We start from the raw sequence: 26,607 nt of genomic DNA, 5'->3' as shown, positions 1-26,607 counted from the left end.
TGCAGTACGTTTTACTTTTTGTCTAAATTTAAAAAATCACCTACTAAATCTTCAGCTTCTTTTAAAGCCACTTCTAGGTCGTAATTTTTTATAATTCTGTCAAATTGAGGTGCAGTAGCCAATTCTACTGAAGCCTTTGCAATTCTCATATTAATTTTTTCTTCGCTTTCGGTTTTACGCTTTTTCAAGCGAATTTTAAGTTCATCAACACTTGGTGGTTTTACAAAAACCGATAAAGTTCTTTCAGGATATTTCTTTTTAATGCGCAAACCACCAGCAACATCAATATCAAAAATAACGTGTTTTTTCTGAGCCCAAATTCGTTCTACTTCTGTTTTTAAAGTTCCGTAGAAATTATCTCTATACACTTCTTCCCACTCTAAAAAATCATCAGCCTTAATATGTTCTTTAAACTTATCTAAAGAAATAAAATAATAATCTGCACCGTTTTTTTCGAATCCTCTAGGAGCTCTAGATGTAGCCGAAATTGAGAATTCTAAATTAAATTTTTCTTGGGCTAATAAATGACGAACTATGGTAGTTTTACCAGAACCTGAAGGTGCTGAAAAAACAAATAGTTTACCCTTAAAATCAGACATAGTATGTGGTTTTTACTTTTATAAATGTACAGTAACCTTTACTGAAAAAATATCAATTTAAAGTACGTTTAATATTTGTTCTTTTATTTGTTCTAATTCGTTTTTCATTTGAATTACTGCCTTTTGCATTGGTGCAAAATTTGCTTTAGAACCAGTAGTGTTTATTTCTCTACCCATTTCTTGAACAATAAAACCAAGTTTTTTTCCATTAGAATCTGCAGTAGCTAAAGTTTCTAAAAAGTAGTTTAAATGATTTTCTAAACGCACCTTTTCTTCATTAATATCTAATTTTTCTAGATAGTAAATTAGTTCTTGCTCAAAACGATTTTCATCTGCATCTACCTGTAAATCATTAATGGCTTTTTGTAAACGCGTTTTTACGTTTTCTATTCTATCTGCATCTAAAGCTTTTACTTCTTCTAAATACATTCTAATATTGGCAACTCTTTCTTTAAAATCTATTTCTAAAGAAGCAGCTTCATCAATTCTATATTGAGTTATTTTTTCTATGGCTTCATCTATATTTTGATTGATGATTGCCCACTCATTTTCATCTAACTCTTCACGTTCTGTTTTAAGAGCATCAGGCATAGAAATTGCCATTTTTAAAAGCTCCACATCAGAAGCTCTGCCAGTTTCAACAACATTTTTTAGTTGATTAATATAGTCTTTAACCACACCTTTATTAACAGTTGTAGAAGTTTCATCTGCAGTCATCTCAACAAAAATTGAAAAGTCTACTTTACCTCTGACTAAAGCACTTGCTAATTTTTTACGAACAGCTAGTTCTTTTTCTTTGTAATAAGAAGGTATTCTAACGTTTAAATCTAAGTTTTTACTATTTAAAGATTTAATTTCGATAGTTACTTTTTTTGTTGGCAATTGCAATACAGATTTTCCAAAACCTGTCATAGATTGAATCATACAATCAATTTTTTAAATGAGGAGCAAAGATAAGTTTTTATTTTATTGATTTCTTGGTTTGCTTGGTAACTAAGTAAACACCTAAAAAGATAATTAAAGTAGCCGAAATTTTAATGATGTTTAAAGAATCACTGCCTACTAATAATGCATAAGTAGATGCTATAACTGGCTGCAAATAAATAAAGACACTTACAGTGGTTGGTTTTAATTTAGATAGGCCATACAAATTGAATAAATAAGTAATACAAGTTGTAAAAAGAATAACAAAGCCTATTTTTAAGTAGATTGTGGTTGGCATAGCTATCCAATTAATATCGCCCATTTCAGATAACCCAAATGGTATAATAAAAATTAACCCAAATAAGTATAACCATTTTATAAAAATTAAAGGGTTGTATTTAGATATTAAATTTTTAACCAAAACCAAGTATAAACCATAAGAGGTTGCATTTACAAAAACTAAAAAATTACCAAGAGCAACATTACTGGCGTTTTCGTTAGAAGTATTGCCATAAACTATTAAAAGTATGGCACCAATTAAACCAATACCAATTCCTAAAATTTGTCTTGGAATAATTTTACTTTTTAAAAGTAAAAATGAGAATAACAAAACCATTATTGGCGATGTTACCATCATTACAGAGGCGCTTATTGGAGTTGTTAAACTTAGCCCTTTAAAAAAAGATAGCATGTTTAATGCAATACCAAAAAACGATGCCAATGCAATTTTTTTATAATCTTGTTTTTCTATTTTTTGTGATTTTATAAATAAACTTAAAAACCAAAAAATAAGAGTAGCACCAGAAACTCTCAGCAAAATAAAAGCATAAGGTTTAACGTAAGTAGGCATAACATCTTTTGCAATAGTGTAATTAACACCATATATAATAGTAGCAATAGAAACCGCAATTAAGGCTAAAGTTCTTGTTTTCATTGTTAAAATTAGAATTGCAAAGTTGATGATTATTTTTAATTTAATTCAAACAAATTAGTTACTTTAGAACGTATAATAAATAGCATTATGAAAGTACATTACATAGGAGAAAACAATTCTGTTCTTAACTCATTTATTGCCGAAATTAGAGATAAAAACATTCAAAAAGATTCCTTAAGATTTAGAAGAAATATTGAAAGAATTGGAGAGATTTTAAGTTACGAATTAAGCAAAGAATTGTCTTATTCTAGTGTTTATGTAGAAACACCCTTAGGAAAAAAGAAAATGCAACTTTCTTATAACGATTTGGTTTTATGCTCTATCTTAAGAGCAGGCTTACCTTTGCATCAAGGTTTACTTAATTATTTTGATAAAGCAGAAAACGCATTTATTTCGGCTTATAGAAGTCATACTAAAAATAAAGAAAAATTTGATATTGTTGTAGAATATTTTGCATCACCAGAAATTGAGAATAAGACATTGTTATTGGCAGATCCAATGTTGGCTACAGGTAAATCTTTGGTAGCAGTTTATGAAGCAATCAAGAAAAAAAGTACACCCAAAGAAATTCATATAATTGCTGTAATTGGTTCTAAAGAAGGAGTTGATTTCATTGCTGATAATTTTCCAGAAAACACTCATTTATGGATAGCAGCCATAGATTCTGAACTAAATAATAAAGGATATATTATTCCTGGGCTTGGAGATGCAGGCGATTTAGCTTTTGGAAATAAATTATAACATGATATAAAACCCAATTGCACAAAAAATCATGAAGTACAAAGCAATATTTTTAAATAACTTTTTGGTAATCATTTCAATTCCGTTTGCAAGAATTATAGCAATTGTAAACAAAATATAAATGGTTTCAGATCCATTTTTATCAGCAACAAAAAACAAATAAATTATAGCAATTAAGGTGTGTATAATCAATAATACCCAATTTCTTCTAAAGGTATTGTTTATAGTTAACGTTTTTAGAGATTTAAAAATTAAGGAAACAAAACTAAGTACCAATAAAATAGTAATAAGTAATAAGTACTTTGAATTTGTGTAGAAATCAAAATTTAAACTAAAATTAGGTTCAAATAAATTGGTAAACTCCTCTGTTTTATCATACCAAAAATTGTATGTAAAATAGATAAACAATGGAGTTGCAAAACCAACCACAGGCACAAGAGTTGTATGTATGGTTATTTTATGATGAATATAAATAGCAGCATAAATTAGAGGAACAAATATTAAAGTTCTTGAGTCTAAAATAAACAAAATTCCTAACCACAGACCTGCATCAAAAAGCTTTTCTAACACCTTGTTTACAGATCTTAAACTGTATATTTTTCTTACAAACAAAAGGTAAATAACAAATAGTATCAACACCTTATAGTTTGCAATTACAGGTAGCATGCAGAATGTTAAAAGTATAAAAAAGAAAAAAGCATAAGAATTGTCAAATGTTAATCTATTTTTAACCATAATAAAGTTAAAAATAAAGAAGATAACTATGAAGAGCGCCAAAAGTAAGATGCTTTCTAATAAGGTGTTAAAGCTAAATTCTTTAGAAGAAAATAAACGAAACAAATACGATAAGTAACCCAAAAAGAAAAAAACAGTTAAACCAATAAAATTGATTGGTTTAGATTTGTTTAAAAAATTGGCTAGCATTGATTCTTTTGTTATTTTTGCAGTGTAAAGATAAATAAGTTATGATAGCAAGCAATATTTTTAAATGGATTGGTAGTTTATTCACAGATATTTTATTCATCCCTTTTAGATGGTTAAGATTAGAGGTTGCAACTGCAGATTTAGGATGGTGGATATCAAATGCTGTTAACTGGGCATTTTTAGTAGTGCTTTTAGTTTTATTCGCTTATTGGATGAAGCAGTCTAAAAGATTTTTAGACGAAGGAACAGAAGATAGAGCATAATTTAGCAATTTGGGAAGTAAAAATAAACTGAAACGTTTTCAGGAAAATGAAACGTTTAAAAATGTCATTCAGCCAACTAGAGAAGAGGCTATAAACAACTTTTCTCACAAAGGTAAATGGCATTCTTTTTTTGGTAACAATAATCCTATTATTGTAGAATTAGGTTGTGGTAAAGGTGAGTATACAATTGCTTTAGCTCGTAAGAATCCGAATAAAAATTATATTGGTATAGATATTAAAGGAGCTCGTTTTTGGAGAGGAGCAAAAACGGCCCTCGAAGAAAATTTAGAAAACGTAGCTTTTGTAAGAACTCAAATTGAGTTGGTAGATTTTATCTTTGCAGAAAATGAAGTTTCAGAAATCTGGATTACTTTTCCAGATCCACAAATCAAGTACCAAAGAACAAAACATAGAATGACAAATGCTTCTTTCTTAAAGAAGTATAATAAGGTTTTAAAAGACGATGGTATCATTAATCTTAAAACCGATTCTGAGTTTATGCATGGCTATACTTTAGGCTTATTGCAAGGTGAAGGTCATGAAATTTTATATGCAAATCATAATGTATATAACAATGAAGGTGCACCAAAAGAGGTAACAGAAACCCAAACTTTTTACGAAAATCAATACTTAGAAGTAGGTAAATGGATTACCTACATTCAATTTCGTTTAAAGTACTAATCAAATTCTTTATTCTTTTTAGTTATTTCATATCTTCACAACATGAAGAAATCTGATAATTTTTTCGAAAAAGTATATGATGTTGCACGTAAAATTCCTTCAGGAAGAGTTACAAGTTATGGCGCAATTGCAATTTATTTAGGAGCTGCAAGATCTGCAAGAATGGTAGGTTGGGCTATGAATAACTCTCACAATCAAGAGCAAGAAGTACCTGCACATAGAGTTGTAAATAAAAAAGGTTTGCTTACAGGCAAACACCATTTTAATGGTACAAATCTTATGCAACAATTGTTAGAAAACGAAGGTATTGTTGTAGTAGATAATCAAATTCAAAACTTAGAAACTATATTCTGGAATCCATCAGAAGAATTAAAATAAACTCCTCTTATAAAAGCATAAATTTTCACAATTTATTCACTTTATTATCTTGTTGTTAAGACGTATCTTTGTAATCAAGATTAAATAAAAATAAGTCTTTAGAATTTTAATCTATTCTAAGAACTAAATATAAATTATGAGTTTTAAAAAGCAAGATATTTATTCAGCATTAGAAACTATTACAGCACCTGGAGAAGGCAAAAGCCTAATAGAAAACAACAATGTTACAAATGTGGTTATTTTTGGTGATGAGGTTAATGTTGATGTTACTATAAGCAACCCAACATTACAAGCAAAAAAGAAAATTGAATCTGAAATAACCAAAGCAATTAAAACCAATGTTTCAGAAAAAATTGAGGTAAAAATCAATTTAAAGGTAGAAAAACCAGTAGAAAAGAAAGACCCTAATTTAATTAGAGGTAAAGAAATACCAAATATTAAAAATATTATTGCAGTAGCTTCTGGTAAAGGTGGTGTAGGTAAATCTACCATAACTGCAAATACTGCTATTTCTTTAGCAAAAATGGGTTTTAGTGTTGGTGTTTTAGATGCAGATGTATATGGGCCATCACAACATATAATGTTCGATGTAGAAAAAGAAAGACCACTTTCTGTAAACGTAGATGGGCGTTCTAAAATGAAACCTGTAGAAAATTACGGAGTAAAATTATTGTCTTTAGGCTTTTTTACAAATCCAGACCAAGCTGTAATTTGGAGAGGGCCAATGGCATCTAAGGCATTAAATCAATTAATTTTTGATGCAGCTTGGGGTGAATTAGATTTTTTATTGATTGATTTACCTCCAGGAACAGGAGACGTGCATTTATCAATAGTACAAGCCTTGCCAATTAATGGGGCAGTTGTAGTTTCAACGCCACAAAATATTGCTTTAGCAGATGCTAAAAAAGGAGTTGCAATGTTTCAACAAGATAGCATTAAAGTACCAGTTTTAGGTATTATAGAAAATATGGCCTACTTTACACCAGAAGAATTACCAGATAATAAATACTATATCTTTGGTAAAGATGGTGCTAAAAACCTGGCAGAAGATATTAATACTAAGTTCTTAGGAGAAGTTCCTTTAGTACAAAGTATAAGAGAATCTGGAGATGTTGGGCACCCTGTAGCATTGCAAGAAGGTACAGTTTTAGAAACTGCATTTAGCGATATTACCAAAGAAATGGTTGCACAATTATTAGAAAGAAATAAAAATTTACCACCTACAGAAGTTGTAAGAATTACTACAATGAGTGGCTGTAGTTCAGTTAAAAAATAAGATTATGACAGCACAAGAAATACATAATAACGTAGAAAAAGCGTTAGATGAAATTCGTCCTTTTTTAATGAGTGATGGAGGAAACATTAAGTTGCTTTCAATAGAAGATGCCATTGTAAAAGTACAATTGCAAGGTGCATGTACAGGTTGTTCTGTAAACCAAATGACCTTAAAAAATGGTGTAGAAGCTACGATTAAAAAGTATGCTCCACAAATAGAGCAAGTAATAAACGTTGCTTAATTAAATTTTTATTTGAGCGTTACCTAAAGGTCAGGCTTTACGTTATATCTTTTTTGTGAAAAACAAAAAAGGATGTCACTACAATCCTTAACGCGCTCAGCAAACTCAAAATATTTTTATCAAAATGATAAAAACAGATATATTAATAATAGGTGCAGGACCAACAGGTTTATTTACAGTTTTCGAAGCAGGTTTATTAAAACTACGTTGTCATTTAATAGATGCTTTACCACAAGCAGGTGGTCAGTGTTCAGAAATTTATCCTAAAAAACCTATTTATGATATTCCTGCCTATCCAGAAATTTTAGCAGGCGATTTAACAGATAAATTGTTAGAACAATCTAAACAATTTGAGCCAGGTTTTACATTAGGAGAAAGAGCAGAAACTATAGATAAGCAGGAGGATGGTTCCTTTATAATTACTACAAATAAAGGCACAAAACACCATGCACCAGTAGTTGCAATTGCTGGTGGTTTGGGTTCTTTTGAGCCTAGAAAACCTCCTATACCAAACATTGCAGATTTTGAAGACAAAGGTGTAGAGTATATTATTAGAGACCCAGAAGTGTATCGTAACAAAAATGTAGTTATTTCTGGTGGTGGAGATTCTGCTTTAGATTGGTCTATATTTTTAACAGATGTTGCAGCATCTGTAACTTTAATCCATAGAAGAAACGAGTTTAGAGGTGCTTTAGATTCTGTAGATAAAGTGCAAGAATTAAAAGATGCAGGTAAAATTCGTTTGATTACACCTGCAGAAGTTATTGGTATTTCTGGGAAAGAAAAAGTAACAGCTGTTGAGGTGAAACAAAAAGATAAAGAGAATTTTATCATTGAAACAGATCATTTCATTCCATTATTTGGGTTATCACCTAAATTAGGGCCAATAGGCAGTTGGGGCTTGGAGATAGAAAAAAATGCTATTAAAGTAAATAACGCATTAGACTATCAAACCAACATTCCTGGTATTTATGCAATTGGAGATGTAAATACTTATCCAGGTAAATTAAAGTTAATTTTATGTGGTTTTCATGAGGCAACTTTAATGTGTCAAAGTGCATACAAGCGTATTTTTCCAGATAAAAAATATGTTATGAAATACACAACAGTAGGAGGTGTAGATGGTTTTGATGGTACAAGAAAAGAAGCGCCAAAGGCCGTAATTAAAAAAATTGAGTAATTTAATACTTACTTAACAGCCTCAATTTGTATTATATTTAATAAACTTCTTTAGTTTTCATACCTTTGTTAAAACTACGAAATCGATTAAGATGTTTTCAGATTTACTTTCTTATCTAAAATTCTTAATAAAGCGCAATCCAGAATGAGCGTTTAATGTATCAGTTTTGCAAACTAAAGATATAGCAGTTAGTGTTTAACGCTACTTTGTTGTATTATTTATTAACATATAAATACATTAGAAAATGCCTTTTTATCATAAATTAGGAGAAATTCCACCTAAAAGACACACACAATTTCGTAAAAAAGACGGTAGTTTATATTACGAACAATTATTTGGTACTATTGGTTTTGACGGTATGTCTACCAACAGTTATCATGAGCACAGACCAACAATGGTTAAAAAAATAGGGAAACAGTACTCTGTTAAACCTAAAATTGCAAAAGCTAATAACATTCAATCTTACAGATTTAGAGGTTTCCAAGTAAAACCAGAAAATGATTATTTAGATAGTAGAAAAGTGGTGCTTACAAACTCTGATTGTAACATTATATTATCAGCACCAAAAAAATCGACAGATGACTATTTTTATAAAAATACAGATGCTGATGAGGTTATTTTTATTCACAAAGGTTCTGGTAAATTAAGAACACATCTTGGAAATATTGATTTTAAGTATGGAGATTATTTAGTAATTCCTAGAGGAATTATTTACAAGTTAGATTTTGATGACGAAAATAATCGTCTTTTTATAGTTGAATCATATAGTCCTGTTTATACTCCAAAACGTTATAGAAATTGGTTTGGGCAATTGTTAGAGCATTCACCATTTTGCGAGCGTGATTTAAGAAGGCCTTATGAGCTGGAAACCTACAATGAATTAGGAGATTTTTTAATTAAAGTGAAAAAACAAGGCGAAATTATAGAAATGACTTACGCTTCTCATCCTTTTGATGTAGTAGGTTATGATGGTTATAACTTCCCTTATGCTTTTTCTATTCACGATTTTGAACCAATAACAGGTAGAATACATCAACCACCTCCAGTTCATCAAACTTTTGAAACAAATGCTTTTGTAATTTGTAGTTTTGTGCCACGTTTGTATGATTATCATCCAAATTCAATTCCTGCACCTTACAATCATAGTAATATAGATTCAGATGAGGTTTTATATTATGTAGATGGAGATTTTATGAGTAGAAATGATATCGATCAAGGTCATATTTCATTGCATCCAGCAGGAATTCCTCATGGTCCACATCCAGGTGCCACAGAAAGAAGTATTGGTCATACAGAAACTGAAGAATTAGCAGTTATGGTAGATACTTTTAAACCATTACAAGTAACAGAAGAAGCTATGAAAATTGCTGACGAAGATTATTATAAATCTTGGTTAGAATAATCAATCAAAAAATATAAAAATGTCAAAAAAGATAGAATCAGTAAACTACGGTTTAGAAAAAATATTTGAAGGAGCTCAAGACTTCCTTCCATTGTTAGGTACAGATTATGTAGAGTTTTATGTAGGTAATGCAAAACAAGCTGCACACTTCTATAAAACAGCATTTGGTTTTCAATCTTATGCGTATAGAGGTTTAGAAACTGGTGCAACAGACTCTGTTAGTTATGTGCTTACTCAAGATAAAATAAAACTAATTTTAACAACACCATTAAATAGTAAATCACCAATAAACGATCATATTGTAAAACATGGTGATGGAGTTAAAGTTGTTGCACTTTGGGTAGAAGATGCTAGAAAAGCTTATGAAGAAACAACTTCTAGAGGTGCTAAATCTTATATGGAACCAACTGTAGAATCAGATGAATTTGGTGAAGTTGTAAGAGCAGGAATTTATACCTATGGAGAAACTGTGCACATGTTTGTAGAACGTAAAAATTATAATGGTGTATTCTTACCAGGTTTTCAAAAATGGGAATCAGATTATAATCCGCCAACTGCAGGCTTAAAATATATAGATCATATGGTTGGTAATGTAGGCTGGAACCAAATGGATGTTTGGGTAAAATTCTACGAAGACGTAATGGGCTTTGTTAACTTTTTATCTTTTGATGATAAGCAAATTCACACAGAATATTCTGCCTTAATGAGTAAAGTAATGTCTAATGGGAATGGACGAATTAAATTCCCAATAAACGAACCTGCAGAAGGTAAAAAACGCTCGCAAATAGAAGAATATTTAGACTTTTATGAAGGTGCAGGCGTGCAACATATTGCAGTTGCTACTGACGATATTATAAAAACCGTATCTCAACTGCGTGCGAATGGAGTGGAATTTTTATCAATTCCACCTGAAGATTATTATCATCAAGTGCCTGTTAGATTATCTGCTTTTAGTCATGAATTAGCAGAAGATATAGAAAAGTTGAAATCTTTAGGAATTATGATAGATGCAGATGAAGAAGGGTATCTACTTCAAATTTTTACCAAACCTGTAGAAGATAGGCCAACATTATTCTTTGAAATTATTCAAAGAATGGGAGCCAAAGGTTTTGGCGCTGGTAACTTTAAAGCGCTTTTTGAATCAATAGAAAGAGAACAACAAAAAAGAGGAACTCTTTAAAAAAGTAAAAAGAGAGAAAATAAAACCAAGAATCAAGAGTAAGTACTTTTGGTTCTTGGTTTTTTTGTTTTTAAAAATTTCACTCAATTTATAAACCTAACATTTGTATTTCCGCAAATAAATTAGATTTTCAAAAAAAAGTCTTGTTTCTTTGTTCTTATATCTTGATTCTAAAAAAATGAATAGAGAAGAAATTTTAAAAGCCATAGAAGAAAAGTACGATAAATTAGGTGTGCCTGTAGATGCTATGCTAGAGGGTTTATTGCACAGTACTCCAATTACTTATTGGGATTATATTCAAACAGACGCTTTGTTAGGCTTGCAAACACCAAGAACCAATCAGCCAGATGAAATGGTATTTATCATGTACCATCAAATAAATGAGCTTTTGTTTAAAATGATTTTGTGGGAAATTGAGCAAGTTGCCAAAACCAACGAGGTTTCTGCAGACAAGTTTTCGATGCATTTAGATAGAATTAGTAGGTATTTTGATATGCTTTGTAGCTCTTTTGTGGTAATGACAGAAGGAATGGAAAGAGAGCAATATTTAAAATTTAGAAATACATTAACACCTGCAAGTGGTTTTCAATCTGCACAATATAGAAAAGTAGAGTTTGCATCAACAGAATTGATTAATTTAATCGATGCTAGATATAGAGATACCATAGATCAAAATTCATCATTTAAAAATGCCTACAATCATCTGTATTGGCAAGCTGCAGGAAAAAATTATACTACTGGTCAAAAATCAACCTTATTAAATCTTTTTGAGAAAAAGTATAAAGGAGATTTTATTGATTTTATGGAAGATTACAATGACATTAACTTGTCTTTAAAGTTCAAGCAGTTGCCAAAACAGGTTCAGCAAAATAAAGATTTGATAAAAGCAATGCGTCATTATGACTATACTGTTAATGTAAAATGGGTAATGGCTCATTACAATGCAGCTGCAAAATATATTGGAGGAGATGATTCTGAACTTAAAGCAACTGGTGGTAGTAATTGGCGTAAATACATGCATCCAAAATACCAGCGAAGAATCTTTTATCCTTATTTATGGTCTGAAGAAGAACTTAAAAATTGGGGAACGTTTTAAACCAAGATTACAATAATATAAACTCATTTTAACTTTTGTTTTAAATGAGTTTTTTTGTTTTGGAACAGTAATTGTCATTACTTTTTTATAAGTTTGAGAGTTATGAAGAAAAAGACCCTTTTATTAATAGCCATATTTACAACTACGCTTTTTTTAGCGCAAGAAAAAAAACCTGCATTCCAATCTGGTGAATGGTTGCGTTATAAGATGAGTTATAGTGGGTTTTTAAGAGCAGGTTCTGCAATTTTAGAAGTAGACGAATCTGAAATTAATGGTAAAAAAGTGTACCATACTAAAGGTAAAGGCTGGACTTCTGGAATGATAAAATGGTTCTTTCAAGTAGAAGATTTGTATGAATCTTACTTTGATCAGGTAGAAACTAAACCTTATCTATTTAAAAGAAAAATTAACGAAGGTGGCTATAAAAAACATAGAATAACCTCTTTTAATTACCATTCTAATCAAGCCTATATTCAAGATTTTATAGCTCAAAAAGATACCACTGTTGCTTTTAGTAATGTACAAGATGTGTTATCATCATTTTACTTTTTAAGAAATCAAGATGTTAGTAACCTTACAAAAGGTGAAGAAATTAAGTTAGATATGTTTTTAGATTCGCAAGTGTATCCCTTCAAACTTAAATTTTTAGGAGAAGAAGTCATAAAAACAAAATTCGGAAAAGTAAATACGCTTATTTTTAGACCTTTAGTGCAATCAGGTAGAGTGTTTAAAGAGCAAGAAAGTGTTACTATTTGGATTACTGATGATGCCAATAAAATACCAATTAAAATGAAAGCCTCTTTAACAGTAGGGTCTTTAAGAGCAGAATTAGAAGAATACAAAGGATTGGCAAATCCGTTTAAAAAGTTGTAAAACTACAGTTAATTCTTTTTTAGAAGTTCTATTTTTAGATTAAGAATAAATCATTTTTATTTGTATTTTTGAGGTTGATATTAAACTACTCGCTTCTTGAAAAATATAGTAATTCTCTTCGTTTTTATTCTTGCATTTACATCTTGTAAAGAAGAAGATAAAGCACCTGAAAGCCAGAAAATTGTTGAACCAGAGCCAGAAATAAGATTTGGTTACAAAATAGACGATTATAAGGTTATTCAAGATACTATAAAAAGTGGTGAAAGTTTTGGAATCATCTTAGACAGGCATCATGTTTTTTATCCTAAAATAAATCAAATTGCAGCAACTGTAAAAGAAACTTTCGATGTTAGAAAAGTAAGAGCAGGTAAGCCCTACACCATCTTAGCAAGTAAAGATTCTACAGAAAAAGCACAAGTTTTTATTTATAAGCACGATAAAATAAATGCCACAATTGTGGATTTTAAAGACTCTGTAATAACGGCCAAAGTATATAAAAAGCCAATTCGTTTGGTAGAAAAAGTGGCAAGTGGCGTTGTAAATAGCAATTTTACAATCTCTATGGACAGTTTAGGTTTAAGACCAAACCTTACCTATAAAGTTGCAGATATTTATGCTTGGACCTTAGATTTCTTAAGACTTCAAAAAGGGGATTCTTTTAAAATTGTTTATGAAGAAAAATTTATAGACGATTCTACATTTGCAGGCTATGGAAATGTAAAATCTGCAGTATTTAGGCACAAAGGAAAAGATTTATATGCATTTCGTTTTTTAGCAGATTCTACTTTAAACATTCATGAATATTATGATGATGAAGCAAATATGCTTAGAAGTCAATTTTTGAAAGCACCAATAAAATTTCAGTATAGAATATCATCTAGATATAACTTAAGAAGAAGAATAGCTTATTATGGCAATAAAATAAGACCTCATAGAGGTACAGATTTTGCTGCTAAAATAGGTACACCAATTATTGCTACAGCAAGCGGAACTGTTGTAGAATCTACAAGAAGAGGTGGTAATGGTAAATATGTAAAAATTAAACACAACAGTACCTATTCTACCCAATATTTACATATGAGTAGAAGAAAAGTGAATAAAGGTCAATTTGTGAAACAAGGTGATGTGATTGGATATGTTGGCATGACAGGAAATACTGGAGGACCTCATGTGTGTTATCGTTTTTGGAAATATGGAAAACAAGTAGATCCTTTAAAAGAGAAGTTACCTGCAGCAGAACCAATGAAAAATAATGTAAAACCTGCATTTTTCGAGTATATCAAACCTTTAAAGTATCAGCTAGATTACGAAAGAATAGAGGTTCCTGAACCACAAGAAGTTAAAGAAATTATTGCACAAAACTAAACAATGGCTTTACCAAACAACAACCCAACCAAAACAAATGCTTGGCAGCAATTAACAAATCATTTTAATGAAATTAAAGACATTAAAATTCAAGATTTGTATAAAGATGAAAACAGAAAAGAAGATTTTTCTCTTACTTTAAATGATTTATCAGTAGATTTTTCTAAAAATAGAATAACATCAGAAACCATAAAGTTATTGGTAGATTTGGCTGAAGAAGTTGGTTTAAAACAAGCTATAGAAAGTCAGTTTAATGGAGAGGTAATTAATGTAACAGAAGGCAGAGCTGTTTTGCATACTGCTTTAAGAAGTAACTCAGAAGATCCTGTTTTAGTTGATGGTAAAAACATTAAGCCACAAATACAAACCGCTTTACGTAAAATTAGAAGTTTTAGTAATAAAGTGATTTCTGGAAAATGGAAAGGTTATACAGGTAAACCTATTGCAGATATTGTAAATATTGGTATTGGTGGTTCTGACCTTGGGCCAGATATGATTGTAGAATCTTTACAATATTATAAGAATCATTTAAATACACATTTTGTTTCTAATGTAGATGGTGATCATGTTTCTGAAATTATAAAACGTTTAAACCCAGAAACTACTTTATTTGTAATTGTATCAAAAACATTTACAACGCAAGAAACCATTACTAATGCAGAAACCATTAAAAATTGGTTCTTAAAATCTGCTACAATTTTTGATATTCCAAAACACTTTGTTGCAGTTTCTACAAATTTGGAAGCCGTGGATAATTTTGGAATCGATAAAAAGAATGTTTTTCCTATGTGGAATTGGGTTGGTGGTCGTTTTTCTTTATGGTCTGCTGTAGGTTTATCAATTAGTTTATCTGTTGGTTTTGATAATTACAGAGCATTGTTAGATGGTGCAGAAGAAATGGATATCCATTTTAGAAATCAAGATTTTGAAAGTAATATTCCTGTAGTTTTAGCCCTTTTAAGTATTTGGTATAACAACTTTTATATGGCAGAAACAGAAGCTGTTTTACCATACTCACAATATTTAAAGAAGCTTCCAGATTATTTACAACAAGCTATTATGGAAAGTAATGGTAAAGGTGTAGATAGAAATGGAGATATTATAAATTATCAAACAGGAACAATTGTATGGGGTAGTACAGGTACTAATATGCAACATGCATTTATGCAATTGGTACATCAAGGTACAAAGTTAATTCCTGCAGATTTTATTGGCTACAAAGAGTCTTTGTATGGTTTAACAGATCATCATAAAAAATTAATGGCTAATTATTATGGACAAATGGATGCTTTAGCTTTTGGTAAAACAAAAGAAGAAGTTCATTTAGAATTACAATTTTCGGGTAATACAGAGCAAATTAATACTTTACTACCATTTAAAGTTTTTGAAGGTAACAGACCAAGTAACTCAATTTTGTTTGATAAACTTACACCTAAATCATTAGGTAAATTAGTAGCTTTATATGAACATAAGATATTTACACAAGGAATTTTATGGAATATCTATAGCTATGATCAATTTGGAGTTGAGTTAGGAAAAGAATTGGCAAAAAAATTACTGAATAAGCAGTAATTTGCACTTATTTCGAAGCTAATTTTAGTTAATTAACAACTACTTAAAATATATTTTTATTTAAAAACAACCTAAATCACTAGTTATTAGTAGTTTAGGTTATTTTTTTTAATTTGTTGAATCATAATTATATGTTAAACCTTAACATTCAATTAACAATACACTTGTAAAAATTAGAGAGTTTTGCAAAACATTTAATAAACTAAATTCAACAATGAAAAATTTTAAAAACTTATTATTTGTAGCGTTATTCTTTATATCGGCTACAGTTTTAGGACAAACCAAAATTACTGGTGTGATTGTGGATGACACAAATCAACCAATGCCAAGTGCTAGTATTCTTGAAAAAGGTACTACTAATGGTACTCAAACAGATTTTGATGGTAACTTTACGTTAACTACTAAAAGCAACTCAGGTGTTTTAGTAATTTCTTACATTGGTTACAAGTCTAAAGAAGTTAGTTTCAGCAGTTCAAAAACGAACTTAGGAACAATTAAATTATTTATGGATGAAAACTCTTTAGAAGAAGTAGTTATCGTTGGTAAAGGTGTAATTGATTTAGCAGGTGGTAGAAAAACTCCTGTTGCTGTTTCTACAATTAAAGCAGCTGAAATTCAGAAAAAAGTAGGTACACAAGATGTTACTATGACATTAGTAAATACGCCTTCTATCTACGTTGCTGGTCAAGCAGGTGGTTTTGGAGATTCTAGAATTTCTGTTCGTGGTTTTGATCAAACAAACACTGCATTCTTATTAAATGGTCAGCCAATTAACGGAATGGAAGATGGTAGAATGTATTGGTCTAACTGGTCTGGAGTTAATGACATTGCTAGTGCAATTCAAATTCAGAGAGGTTTAGGTGCTTCTAAATTAGCTATTTCTTCAGTTGGTGGTACAATGAACTTTGTAACAAAAACTACAGACAAACAAGAAGGTGGTTATTTCTATGCAGGTACTGCAAACGATAGTTACTTAAAAACTACTGTATCTTACAATACAGGAATGAATGATAATGGATGGGGAACAAGTGTTATGTTATCTCATTGGCAAGGTGAAGGTTACAACAACGGAACAAAAGGTCAAGGTCAAACTTACTTTATTTCTTTTGGTTACAAGCCTAATGACAACCATAACTTTAACTTCTTAATTACAGGAGCTCCACAATGGCATGATCAAAACTTTACAAAAAGTATTTCTACATACTTAGATAATGGTTTTAAATACAACAACAACTTTGGTTTTTACCAAGGACAATACTTAACTGAAAGAAGAAACTTCTATCATAAACCAGTATTAAACTTAAACTGGGATTATACAATCTCTGATGATACTAGTTTATCTACAGTATTATATGCTTCTTTTGGTAGAGGTGGAGGAACTGGAAACAGAGGTAGAAGAGTTAGAACTGCAGATGGTTTAATTGACTATGATGCAATTTATGCGAACAATGCTGCTACAGGTGGTGATGGTAACTTTGGAAACGACGCTTACATTACAAGAGCTTCTATGAACTTACATAGCTGGTATGGTGTTGTATCTAACTTAGAAACTAAAATTTCTGAAAATGTAACTTGGAATGTTGGTACAGACTTAAGAACATACTATGGTACTCACTTTAGACAAGTTGAAAACTTTCACGGTTTAACTTCTTGGACAGAAGACAGAAGCTTAAGAGATGATACAGACAATAGAGTTGGGCCAAGTGTATCTGTTACTGCAACAGAAAGCATGAACGCTAACCCATGGGAAGCAACTTTTAGTACAATGTCTGAAGATCAAAGAATTGATTACGATAACAGCGAAAGAATTTCTTACGGAGGTTTATTTACTCAATTAGAGTATGCTGATGAAACTGTATCTGCATTTTTCCAAGGATCTGTATCTAATCAATCTCACCAAAGATTTGACAGATATGATTATCAAGAAGAATTTGAAGAGTCAGAAAAAATCAACAACTTTGGTTATAACATTAAAGCAGGTTTAGGTTTTAAATTAAGCGATAACAGTAACTACTATTTCAATACTGGTTACTATTCACGTCAGCCTTACCATGATAATATCTTTAACCAATTTACAAATGCAGTTAACCCATCATCTCAAAACGAAAAAATCTTCGGTTTAGAAATGGGATATAACTACAGAAGCGAAAAGTTTAGTGCAAACGTAAACTTATACAGTACTTCTTGGAGAGATAGAGTAGATGGTTTTTCAGATGTAGATCCAACTACAGGTGTAGTTACAATTACTCAAACTACAGGTCAAAACCAATACCATATGGGTGTTGAGGTAGATTTCATTGCTAACATTACAGATAACTTCAGATTAAAAGGATTTACTTCTATTGGAGACTGGAAATATAAAGGTGAATTAACTACTTTAGTTTTTGACGAAGACAGAAACCAAATTGGTGCTGCTTCTACTGTTGATGTAGATGGTATTAATGTTGGAGATGCTGCTCAGTTTACTGCAGGTTTAGGATTTGATTATTCAATCTTAGATAACTTAAGTATTGATGCAGATTACAGATTTTACGATAACTTATTTGCTAACGTAAGTCCAACTCAAGGTCAATTACAGTTACCTTCTTATAACATTACAGATGCAGGGGTATCTTACACTTTCAACTTAAAGAATGATAAGTCATTAGACTTTAGAGCTAACGTAAACAACGTATTCGATGCTAGATATATTTCTGAATTATCTTCAGCAAATCAAGCAACTTCTAACTCAACACTGTATAAAGGAATCGATGTTTCTAACAGAGGTTACTTTGGTTTAGGTAGAACTTGGAATGCAAGTGTTAGATATAACTTCTAATATTTAAGAGTTTATTTATTATATAGAAAACCACCTCATTTGAGGTGGTTTTTTTATACTTAAAATTGTAACTTTACACTATTAAACATCACTATCTATTATGAAAGAAGTACACTCTTATTGGGCCTATTTAGTTTTAGCTATTTTAATTTTTGCAGTAGTAAATGCAATCATTGGTTTAACGCAGAAAAAACAATTTACAGACAAAGATTTAAGAATAGGTTTATTTACTTTAATTGTAACTCATATTCAATTATTAATTGGTTTGGCTTGGTATTTTATGTCTCCTTGGTTTGAGGCATTAACTAATGATGCCAGCACAGTTATGAAAACTAAAGAGGTTAGATTATTAGCAGTAGAACACCCAAGTATGATGATTATTGCAATAATCTTAATTACAATAGGATGGTCTAAGCACAAGAAAAAAACAACAAGTGAAGGTAAATTTAAAACCTTTGCAATCTTTTATGGTTTAGGTTTATTAGTGATACTTTCAAGAATACCTTGGAGCAACTGGATCTAGTGAATGAAGATAATTAGTTATATACTATCACCAATATTTGCAGTTACATTTATATTGCTATTGGTAATATTTCATCCATTACAATGGATTGCCTTTAACGTTTTTGGCAGAAAAGCACACGAAGCTGTTGTTGCAGCACTTAACTTTTTTCTGGTTAAATCTTTGCTGATTTTAGGAGTACCTATGTTCTTAAAAAACGAACACGAACTCCCTAAAAACACTTCGTTAATATTTGTAGCAAATCATCAAAGTACTTTCGATATTCCTCCTATAGGTTGGTATTTTAGAGAGTTTAAACCAAAATTTGTAGCCAAATATGAATTAGGAAAAGGTATACCAAGTGTTTCTTACAACTTAAGACATGGAGGTGCAGCTTTAATCAATAGAAAAGATCCTAAGCAAGCAATTTCTGCATTGGTAGACTTTTCAAAACGAATTAATAAAAATAAATGGGGAGCCATTATTTTTCCTGAAGGAACAAGAAGTAAAACTGGCGAACCTAAAAAATTTGCTTCAAACGGTTTAAAGGTAATTACGAAATACAACAAAGACGGTTATGTTGTACCTTTAACCATTAACAATTCTTGGAAAGTGTTTAAATACGGTAAATTCCCTTTAGGTATTGGAAGCCCAATTACCATTACTACACACAAACCTATTAAAATAGATTCTATGCCTTTTGATGAACTATTGGCACAAACAGAATCAGTAATTAAAGAACATATAAATTAAAAAAATGTCGATAAAAAACATAAGAATTGAAGTTATGCAAACTTTAGAAAAAAAGATGCAGAGCTTCATGGATACTTATTTAATACCTGCTGAAAAAATTTGGCAGCCAACAGATTTTTTACCTAATTCTCAAGAAGATTCATTTATTAGTGAAGTAGAAGAAATTAGAGAAATATCTAAAGAATTACATGATGACTTTTGGGTTGTTTTAGTTGGTGATACCATCACTGAAGAAGCATTACCAACTTACGAATCTTGGTTGTTAGATTTAGATGGGGTAACTCAAGATCCAGATAATAGCTGGGCAAAATGGGTAAGAACATGGACAGCCGAAGAAAACAGACATGGAGATGTTTTAAACAAATATCTTTATTTATCTGGTAGAGTTAATATGCGTGAAGTAGAAATTTCTACCCAGCATTTAATTGCAGATGGTTTTGATATTGGTACTTCCACAGATCCCTACAAGAATTTTGTGTATACAACTTTTCAAGAATTGGCAACGTACATTTCTCATAATAACGTAGCTAAAATTGCACGTAAGAAAGGGCATAAAGCATTGGCAAAAATGTCTAAAATTATTGCTGGAGATGAGATGCGTCATCATCAAGCATATTCACACTTCGTCAAAGAGATATTTAAGATAGATCCTTCAGAAATGATGTTAGCTTTTCAACATATGATGAAACATAAAATTGTAATGCCAGCCATGCATTTAAGAGAATCTTTTGGAGAAAAAGGAAGTCTTTTCGACGACTTTTCTACAGTAGCTCAAAGAATAGGGGTATATACAGGTTTTGATTATGTAGATATCTTAAAGAAATTAAACACAGCTTGGGAAATAGATAAGATTACAAACCTTACACCTGAAGCAGAAAAGGCAAGAGATTTCTTAATGAATTTGCCTAATAGAATGTACAGAATTACAGAGCGTATAAAAGTACCAGATACTGAATTTAAGTTTAAATGGATGTTACAACCAAGTTAGACTTTCTTATTCTTAGAAATGATACAGAAGTATACTTGAGATAGTATAGCCAAAAAAAATCCCATTAGTTTCTAATGGGATTTTTTTGCCATTCCATTTATTTATTGATAGTAAATGAGTCTTTATCCTTTAAAAAACCAAGTTTATTTCTAACCTTATTTTGATGATCTTTCTTTAAAATAGCAGAAATAATTCCAACTTCATTTTCAGCTAAATTAGAAAGTGTTTCACCTAAACAATCTACAATTAAAGAACTTCCAGAATATTGATAGTTATTAGCATCTAGCCCAGTTCTATTTACGCCAATTGTATAACTCATGTTTTCTATTGCACGTGCTTTTAAAAGCGTTCTCCAAGCTTTAATTCTTGTATCAGGCCAATTAGCCATATAAATTAGGATGTCATAATTTTCAGTATTTCTTGCCCAAACAGGAAACCTTAAATCATAACAAATTAGTGGGCATATTTTCCATCCTTTAAAATCTATAATTATCCTTTCAGTTCCTGATGAATACACCTTATGTTCACCTGCCAAAGTAAATGAATGCCTTTTGTCATAAACATCAATTTTACCTGAGGGTTGTATAAAAACTAACCTATTATAAAACTGATTACCATCTTCAATAACCAAACTTCCTGTAATAGCAATATCATATTCATTTGCCATTTTCTTCATCCAAGTAATGCTTAAACCGTTCATAGATTCAGCAACATTTTTTGGTTGCATTGTAAACCCTGTAGTAAACATTTCAGGTAAAACTACTAAATCTGTATTAGTAGATAAGTTTTTAATTTTATCCTCAAAACATTTTAAATTTTCAGCTGGATTTTCCCAAATTAAATCTGCTTGTATTCCAGCTACATGTAATTCGTTTTTCATTAAAATAAAATTAAGGTTTACAGAACTATAAATGTAAGTTTTTGTAATTTAGAAAACCAAAAAAAGGCTATGCAATCTTTTATTTCAGAAACTTTAGACGATATTTTACAAACTACACAAACGTTTGAAGATGTGGTTTTTATTTTGCCATCACAAAGAGCAAAAGTATTTGTAAAACAAGAATTTAAAAATAAAATTTCTGTTGGTTTTTTACCAGAAATTTTAAATATAGAGCAGTTTATTCAGCAAGTTTCTGGGGTGCAAAAAGCAGATAATATTCAGTTATTATTTCATTTTTATAGTATTTATAAAAGTGTAGAGAAAAATGCAGATGCTTTTGATGTTTTTTCTTCTTGGGCACTAACTGTATTGCAAGATTTTAATGAATTAGATCAGCATTTAGTAAATACAAAAGACATCTTTATCTATTTAAGAGATATTGAACGCCTTAGAAAATGGTCTGTAAAAGGTACTTTTAAAGAAACAGATTTAATTAAAGACCATTATTCTTTCTTAGAAAAACTGAATGTTTATTATGATGCGTTTTATGCTTTTTTAGTTGATAAAAATATTGGCTATCAGGGTTTAATGTATAGAGAGGCTGTAAAAAAAATAGACCATTTTTTATCTCAAAACAGGAATAAAAAATTCTTTTTCATTGGCTTTAATGCTCTAAATAAATCAGAAGAAAAACTTTTTCAAAAAGTATTAGAATTAGGTAATTCAGAAATTTATTGGGACATAGATGAGGCTTTTTTTAACAGCAACCATCAAGCAGGAAAGTTTATAAGAAAATATAAAAGTGAATGGAAATATTTTGAGAAAAATCAGTTAAAAACTATAGGTAATTCCTTTTCAAACACAAAAAACATTAAGGTAATAGGCGCAGCTAAAAATACTACTCAAATAAAATATGTAGGAGAAATTTTAGAAGAAATGCCAAGTTTCGCGAATACAGCATTAGTATTGGCAGATGAAACCTTGTTACCAATTACCTTAAATTCCTTACCAAAAGCTATCAATGCAATTAATATAACAATGGGTTATCCTTTAAAAGATGTACCAACTACGAGTTTATTATTTGCAATTTTTCAATTGTACACCTCTCAAGAAAAGTTACAAAAAACAACTTTAAATCAGTTTTACTATAAAGATGTTATACGCTTTTTAAAACATCAATCTATTTATAAATTACTGAGCTCTGTTGACGTTTTTACAACGCAAATAGCCAAGAATAATCAAACTTTTATAACGGAGAGTGATATTGAGCTATTGCTCAAAAATGAAGATGGTTCTATTAAAAATGTAATTCATAATTTATTTAAACCATTTATTTCGGTTGCCGATTTTATAAATCAAATATTAGCATTAATCGATGTTTTAAAAGTAGAGGTAAATACCTTAGAAAAAGAATATTTATTTCGTTTTTATACTGCTTTTACACAACTTAAAACATTACAAACTGAGTTTGAATACTTCACAGATTTAAAAACTTTATCGCAATTTTTTAAACAACTTATAGATTCAGATAGTTTGTCTTTTCAAGGAGAACCTTTAAAAGGCTTACAATTAATGGGGATGTTAGAAACACGTGTTTTAGATTTTGAAAATGTAATTTTAACATCAGCAAACGAAGGTGTTTTACCTGCTAGCAGTCAGCAAAACTCTTTTATTCCTTTTGATGTAAAAATTGAATTTGGTTTGCCAACTTATAGAGAAAAAGATGCCATATTTTCGTATCATTTTTTTAGGTTGATGCAAAGAGCAAAAAACGTCTACATATTATACAATACAGAACATGATGTATTTGGAAGTGGAGAAAAAAGTAGGTTTGTAACCCAATTAGAAATGCTAAGAACAGATATTGTTCATAAAATAGTATCACCAAAAGTAGTTGCACAACACACAGCATTAAAGCAAGTAGCTAAAAATAATGATGTCCTAGAAAGGTTAAAAGAGATTGCAAAATCTGGTTTTTCGCCTTCATCATTAACTAATTACCTATACAATCCAATTGCTTTTTACAAACAGAAAATATTAAAAATTAAAGAGTTTGATGATGTTGAAGAAACTGTTGCTTACAATACATTAGGTACTATTGTGCACGAAACTTTAGACGAGCTTTACAAACCTTTTGTAGGTAAATTTTTGCAAGAAGAAAATGTTGAGGAAATGCAAAAAATAGCCAAAGATTTGATAATAAAGTATTTTAAAATTGAATTTAAAAATGGTGATATTTCTACAGGTAAAAATCGGTTAATTTTTGAGGTTGCAAATCGATTTGTGGCTAATTTTCTAACAAAAGAAAGATTACTATTAAAGGATAAAAATAATCAACTTAAAATTGTGGCAACAGAAGAAAATTTATCTGCACAAATTACAGTAGATGGTTTAGATTTTCTTATAAAATTGCATGGTAATGTAGATAGAGTTGATGAGTTGAATGGAGAATTACGTATCATAGATTACAAATCTGGTATGGTAAAATCGCCTGAATTAAAGGTTTTAGATTTTAATGCCCTTAGAGAAAAAGAACAGTATAAAGCAATTCAGGTTTTATTGTACGCTTTTCTATATACAAAAAGCAAAAATTTCGATTTCACTAAAAATTTAAAAGGCGGAATTTATTCGTTTAAGAATTTAAACGAAGGTTTTTTAAGTATCAATTTTTCATCAAGCTATAAAAATCCAGAAACAAATATCACCCAAGAAAGGTTAGAGGAATTTATTGCCCAATTAAAAGAGTACCTGCTAGAAATTTATAATATGGAGCAAGAGTTTTTAGAACCTGCAGATTTAAAGTACTAAACCTATTTACCTTTAAGAACGAGTAAAGGCACGTTTGTAAAAAACTCTTCTTTTAAAATGGTGCTTTTTTCCCAAAGCTTTTTAAAGAATCCTCTTTTACGTCTAAATACGCAAAGCATATCTGGGTTGTGAGTATTTATGTGTTCTAAAACACCTTGAAAAGTAGTAGCGTTTTCTGTTGTAGTTAACGTACTTTGAAGTTTTGCTAATTCGTCATTTATAACCAAATCTTCTTCTGTATAGTTAGGTGTTTTTACCAATAGTAAATTCACTTTTGCCGAAAATTTATCAGCTATAAACTGTAAAGGTTTTAGTGCGGTTTTACTATTAATATTTCCTGATTTAAAAGCAGTTAATATGTTTTTTACAGGTTTGTATTTGTATCCTTCAGGTACTGTTAATAATGGTAATTCTGTTTGTTTTACCAAGCTACCAGCAGTTTTACCTAAGAATAATTCTTCTTTAATAGAATTACTTTTGGCGCCAACTATTATTAGGTCTATACCTAATTCTTCATTAATACTTTCTACGCTATCTATCAAAGATCCTTTAGCAGAAATTAATTGAATTTTTACATCTTTAGTATCTGAAGCATTAACCATAGTTCTTAAATATAGATTGGTTTCACGCTCTATGATTTTATCAAGATTAATCATAGTACCAGCTTTAGATTGTGAGCTGTAAGCCCTAAAAACAAAAACTTTTGCGTTAATTTCTGAAGCGAAATCTATTGCATATTGTAAAGTGTTTAAAGCATTCTCTGTAAAACCTATGGGTACTAGAATATTTTGCATAATCAATTTAATTTTAAAACAAAGTTACTCATTTTTTAAAAAGTAAAAGCAGTTCTCGTTTTTAGATATGTACCTTTGTGAAAAAGCAACGTTTTGAAGGCAGATATTAGTTTTAAAAACATTAATAGATTGGCAATTCCTGCCTTAATTGCTGGTATTGCCGAACCACTTTTATCGATTACAGATACTGCAATTATTGGTAATATAGATGAAAATGCTACAGAAAGCTTGGCAGCTGTAGGTATTGTTGGTGCTTTTATTTCTATGCTAATTTGGGTTTTTGGACAAATTAGAAGTGCAATATCTTCTATTATTTCACAATATGTAGGTGCTAATAAAATAGATCAAATTCAGAAATTACCCATACAAGCTATTGCTATAATAATAACTGGTAGCTTATGTATTTTGGCTATTAGTTATCCTTTTGCAAAACAAATTTTTCAGTTTTATAATGCATCTGGACAAGTTTTAGAATACTGTATAACTTACTTTAAAATCAGAATTTTTGGATTTCCATTTTCATTATTTGTATTCGCAATTTTCGGAGTTTTTAGAGGTTTACAGAACACTTTTTATCCTATGATTATTGCTATAATTGGTGCTCTTTTAAACATTGTCTTAGATTTAATTTTTGTTTATGGTATAGAAGGTTATGTACCTGCAATGCAAATTCAAGGAGCAGCTTATGCAAGTGTAATAGCTCAAATTACTATGGCTGTAATTGCAGTAGTTTTATTGATAAAAAAGACAACAATTTCGTTAAAATTCTCCTTGCCTTTTCATACAGAAATCCCCAATTTATTAGGGATGATTGGCAATCTTTTTATTAGAACACTTGCCTTAAATACAGCTTTATATTTTGCAACTTCTTATGCTACAGATTATGGCCCAGCTTATATTGCAGCTTATACTATTGGTATAAATATTTGGCTTTTGGGTGCTTTTATGATAGATGGTTATTCGAGTGCAGGTAATATATTATCAGGAAAATTACTTGGTGCAAAAAACTACAAAACTTTAGTAGAATTAAGTACTAAATTGTTCAAATACGGAATTTCAACAGGATCAATAATTGCCTTAGTTGGGTTTGTTTTTTACAATTTTATAGGTGAAATTTTCACAAAAGAACCAGAAGTACTCACTCAGTTTTATAATGTTTTTTGGATAGTTCTATTAACCCAACCCATAAGTGCAATTACATTTATTTTTGATGGAATGTTTAAAGGAATGGGTAAAATGAAATATTTAAGAAATGTATTATTATTCTCTACAGGGCTTGTATTTATACCAACATTACTATTTTTTGATTATCTCGATTTAAAACTTACAGCCATTTGGATTGCTTTTACATTATGGATTATGGCTAGAGGAATACCATTAATTATAAAGTTTAGGCAACTATTTTTACCTTTAGCAAAAGACTAGTTTATTATTT

25 protein-coding genes are annotated in these 26,607 nt (G+C 30.2%); 19 read left to right on the top strand and 6 right to left on the bottom strand.

Annotated features, from left to right (window positions below; all coding sequences use genetic code 11):
- Positions 1-11 precede the first annotated feature (11 nt).
- From gmk to V7R38_RS04035, 3 genes are read right to left on the bottom strand one after another with little or no spacing between them, the layout of a single operon-like run.
- Positions 12-599 carry a guanylate kinase gene (gmk, locus tag V7R38_RS04045; protein ID WP_334056155.1) on the bottom strand — a complete coding sequence of 196 codons (588 nt, stop codon included), beginning with the start codon at positions 597-599 and terminating at the stop codon, positions 12-14.
- 57 nt (positions 600-656) lie between these two features.
- Entirely contained in the window at positions 657-1,523 is an 867-nt protein-coding gene (locus V7R38_RS04040; protein ID WP_334056154.1) for a YicC/YloC family endoribonuclease, read from the bottom strand.
- A gap of 37 nt (positions 1,524-1,560) precedes the next feature.
- A complete protein-coding gene (locus V7R38_RS04035) occupies positions 1,561-2,457 on the bottom strand; it encodes a DMT family transporter (protein WP_334056153.1) in 897 nt (298 codons plus the stop codon).
- 87 nt (positions 2,458-2,544) lie between these two features.
- On the opposite strand from V7R38_RS04035, the gene upp reads away from it, so the two are divergent.
- On the top strand, positions 2,545-3,198 hold the full coding sequence (upp, locus tag V7R38_RS04030; protein ID WP_334056152.1) for a uracil phosphoribosyltransferase: 654 nt from the start codon (positions 2,545-2,547) through the stop codon (positions 3,196-3,198).
- Here upp and V7R38_RS04025 read toward each other — a convergent pair.
- A complete protein-coding gene (locus V7R38_RS04025; RefSeq protein ID WP_334056151.1) occupies positions 3,193-4,122 on the bottom strand; it encodes a DUF6427 family protein in 930 nt (309 codons plus the stop codon). The genes upp and V7R38_RS04025 overlap by 6 nt on opposite strands.
- Positions 4,123-4,163: 41 nt before the next feature.
- Between V7R38_RS04025 and V7R38_RS04020 the strand changes: the two genes are divergently transcribed.
- The 16 genes from V7R38_RS04020 to V7R38_RS03945 all read left to right on the top strand — a co-directional run bounded on the left by V7R38_RS04020 (position 4,164) and on the right by V7R38_RS03945 (position 20,690).
- A complete protein-coding gene (locus tag V7R38_RS04020; RefSeq protein ID WP_015481612.1) occupies positions 4,164-4,385 on the top strand; it encodes a DUF6341 family protein in 222 nt (73 codons plus the stop codon).
- Between the two features lie 9 nt (positions 4,386-4,394).
- Entirely contained in the window at positions 4,395-5,066 is a 672-nt protein-coding gene (trmB, locus tag V7R38_RS04015) for a tRNA (guanosine(46)-N7)-methyltransferase TrmB (RefSeq protein ID WP_334056150.1), read from the top strand.
- Between the two features lie 42 nt (positions 5,067-5,108).
- Complete coding sequence (locus V7R38_RS04010) at positions 5,109-5,444, top strand: MGMT family protein (protein WP_334056149.1); 336 nt, start codon at positions 5,109-5,111, stop codon at positions 5,442-5,444.
- 136 nt (positions 5,445-5,580) lie between these two features.
- Positions 5,581-6,720 carry an Mrp/NBP35 family ATP-binding protein gene (locus tag V7R38_RS04005; protein WP_015481615.1) on the top strand — a complete coding sequence of 380 codons (1,140 nt, stop codon included), beginning with the start codon at positions 5,581-5,583 and terminating at the stop codon, positions 6,718-6,720.
- Between the two features lie 4 nt (positions 6,721-6,724).
- Complete coding sequence (locus V7R38_RS04000) at positions 6,725-6,961, top strand: NifU family protein (protein ID WP_015481616.1); 237 nt, start codon at positions 6,725-6,727, stop codon at positions 6,959-6,961.
- A gap of 124 nt (positions 6,962-7,085) precedes the next feature.
- Positions 7,086-8,141, top strand: a complete 1,056-nt coding sequence (locus V7R38_RS03995) for an NAD(P)/FAD-dependent oxidoreductase (RefSeq protein WP_334056148.1) — start codon at positions 7,086-7,088, stop codon at positions 8,139-8,141.
- Positions 8,142-8,385: 244 nt separating this feature from the next.
- Positions 8,386-9,543, top strand: a complete 1,158-nt coding sequence (locus V7R38_RS03990; protein WP_334056147.1) for a homogentisate 1,2-dioxygenase — start codon at positions 8,386-8,388, stop codon at positions 9,541-9,543.
- 19 nt (positions 9,544-9,562) lie between these two features.
- The gene (gene hppD / locus V7R38_RS03985) at positions 9,563-10,723 is read left to right on the top strand and encodes a 4-hydroxyphenylpyruvate dioxygenase (protein ID WP_015481619.1); all 1,161 of its coding nucleotides are present in this window, start codon (positions 9,563-9,565) and stop codon (positions 10,721-10,723) included.
- Between the two features lie 178 nt (positions 10,724-10,901).
- The gene (locus tag V7R38_RS03980; RefSeq protein ID WP_334056146.1) at positions 10,902-11,819 is read left to right on the top strand and encodes a tryptophan 2,3-dioxygenase family protein; all 918 of its coding nucleotides are present in this window, start codon (positions 10,902-10,904) and stop codon (positions 11,817-11,819) included.
- Between the two features lie 102 nt (positions 11,820-11,921).
- The gene (locus V7R38_RS03975) at positions 11,922-12,692 is read left to right on the top strand and encodes a DUF3108 domain-containing protein (protein WP_334056145.1); all 771 of its coding nucleotides are present in this window, start codon (positions 11,922-11,924) and stop codon (positions 12,690-12,692) included.
- Positions 12,693-12,788: 96 nt separating this feature from the next.
- Positions 12,789-14,057, top strand: a complete 1,269-nt coding sequence (locus V7R38_RS03970) for a peptidoglycan DD-metalloendopeptidase family protein (protein ID WP_334056144.1) — start codon at positions 12,789-12,791, stop codon at positions 14,055-14,057.
- A 3-nt stretch (positions 14,058-14,060) separates the two neighbouring features.
- Complete coding sequence (gene pgi, locus V7R38_RS03965) at positions 14,061-15,629, top strand: glucose-6-phosphate isomerase (RefSeq protein WP_334056143.1); 1,569 nt, start codon at positions 14,061-14,063, stop codon at positions 15,627-15,629.
- Positions 15,630-15,843: 214 nt separating this feature from the next.
- Positions 15,844-18,447, top strand: a complete 2,604-nt coding sequence (locus tag V7R38_RS03960; protein ID WP_334056142.1) for a TonB-dependent receptor — start codon at positions 15,844-15,846, stop codon at positions 18,445-18,447.
- Positions 18,448-18,547: 100 nt separating this feature from the next.
- A complete protein-coding gene (locus V7R38_RS03955) occupies positions 18,548-18,970 on the top strand; it encodes a hypothetical protein (protein ID WP_334056141.1) in 423 nt (140 codons plus the stop codon).
- Positions 18,971-18,973: 3 nt separating this feature from the next.
- Complete coding sequence (locus tag V7R38_RS03950; RefSeq protein ID WP_334056140.1) at positions 18,974-19,702, top strand: lysophospholipid acyltransferase family protein; 729 nt, start codon at positions 18,974-18,976, stop codon at positions 19,700-19,702.
- A 4-nt stretch (positions 19,703-19,706) separates the two neighbouring features.
- The gene (locus V7R38_RS03945) at positions 19,707-20,690 is read left to right on the top strand and encodes an acyl-ACP desaturase (RefSeq protein WP_334056139.1); all 984 of its coding nucleotides are present in this window, start codon (positions 19,707-19,709) and stop codon (positions 20,688-20,690) included.
- Between the two features lie 97 nt (positions 20,691-20,787).
- Here the strand turns inward: V7R38_RS03945 and V7R38_RS03940 are convergent, their stop codons facing one another.
- Positions 20,788-21,570, bottom strand: a complete 783-nt coding sequence (locus tag V7R38_RS03940; RefSeq protein ID WP_334056138.1) for an amidohydrolase — start codon at positions 21,568-21,570, stop codon at positions 20,788-20,790.
- Between the two features lie 69 nt (positions 21,571-21,639).
- On the opposite strand from V7R38_RS03940, the gene V7R38_RS03935 reads away from it, so the two are divergent.
- Complete coding sequence (locus tag V7R38_RS03935) at positions 21,640-24,378, top strand: PD-(D/E)XK nuclease family protein (protein WP_334056137.1); 2,739 nt, start codon at positions 21,640-21,642, stop codon at positions 24,376-24,378.
- A gap of 2 nt (positions 24,379-24,380) precedes the next feature.
- On the opposite strand, the gene V7R38_RS03930 is transcribed toward V7R38_RS03935, so the two are convergent.
- Positions 24,381-25,172 carry a universal stress protein gene (locus V7R38_RS03930; RefSeq protein ID WP_015481630.1) on the bottom strand — a complete coding sequence of 264 codons (792 nt, stop codon included), beginning with the start codon at positions 25,170-25,172 and terminating at the stop codon, positions 24,381-24,383.
- 93 nt (positions 25,173-25,265) lie between these two features.
- Here V7R38_RS03930 and V7R38_RS03925 point away from each other — a divergent pair, with 93 nt between their 5' ends.
- Complete coding sequence (locus V7R38_RS03925) at positions 25,266-26,597, top strand: MATE family efflux transporter (RefSeq protein WP_334056136.1); 1,332 nt, start codon at positions 25,266-25,268, stop codon at positions 26,595-26,597.
- Positions 26,598-26,607 lie beyond the last annotated feature (10 nt).

This window comes from Polaribacter sp. P097, from assembly GCF_036864555.1.
In the GTDB taxonomy this organism is placed as follows: Bacteria; Bacteroidota; Bacteroidia; order Flavobacteriales; family Flavobacteriaceae; genus Polaribacter.
The sequence above is the reverse complement of the archived record's forward strand: the minus strand, read 5'-3'. Positions and strand labels throughout refer to the sequence as shown.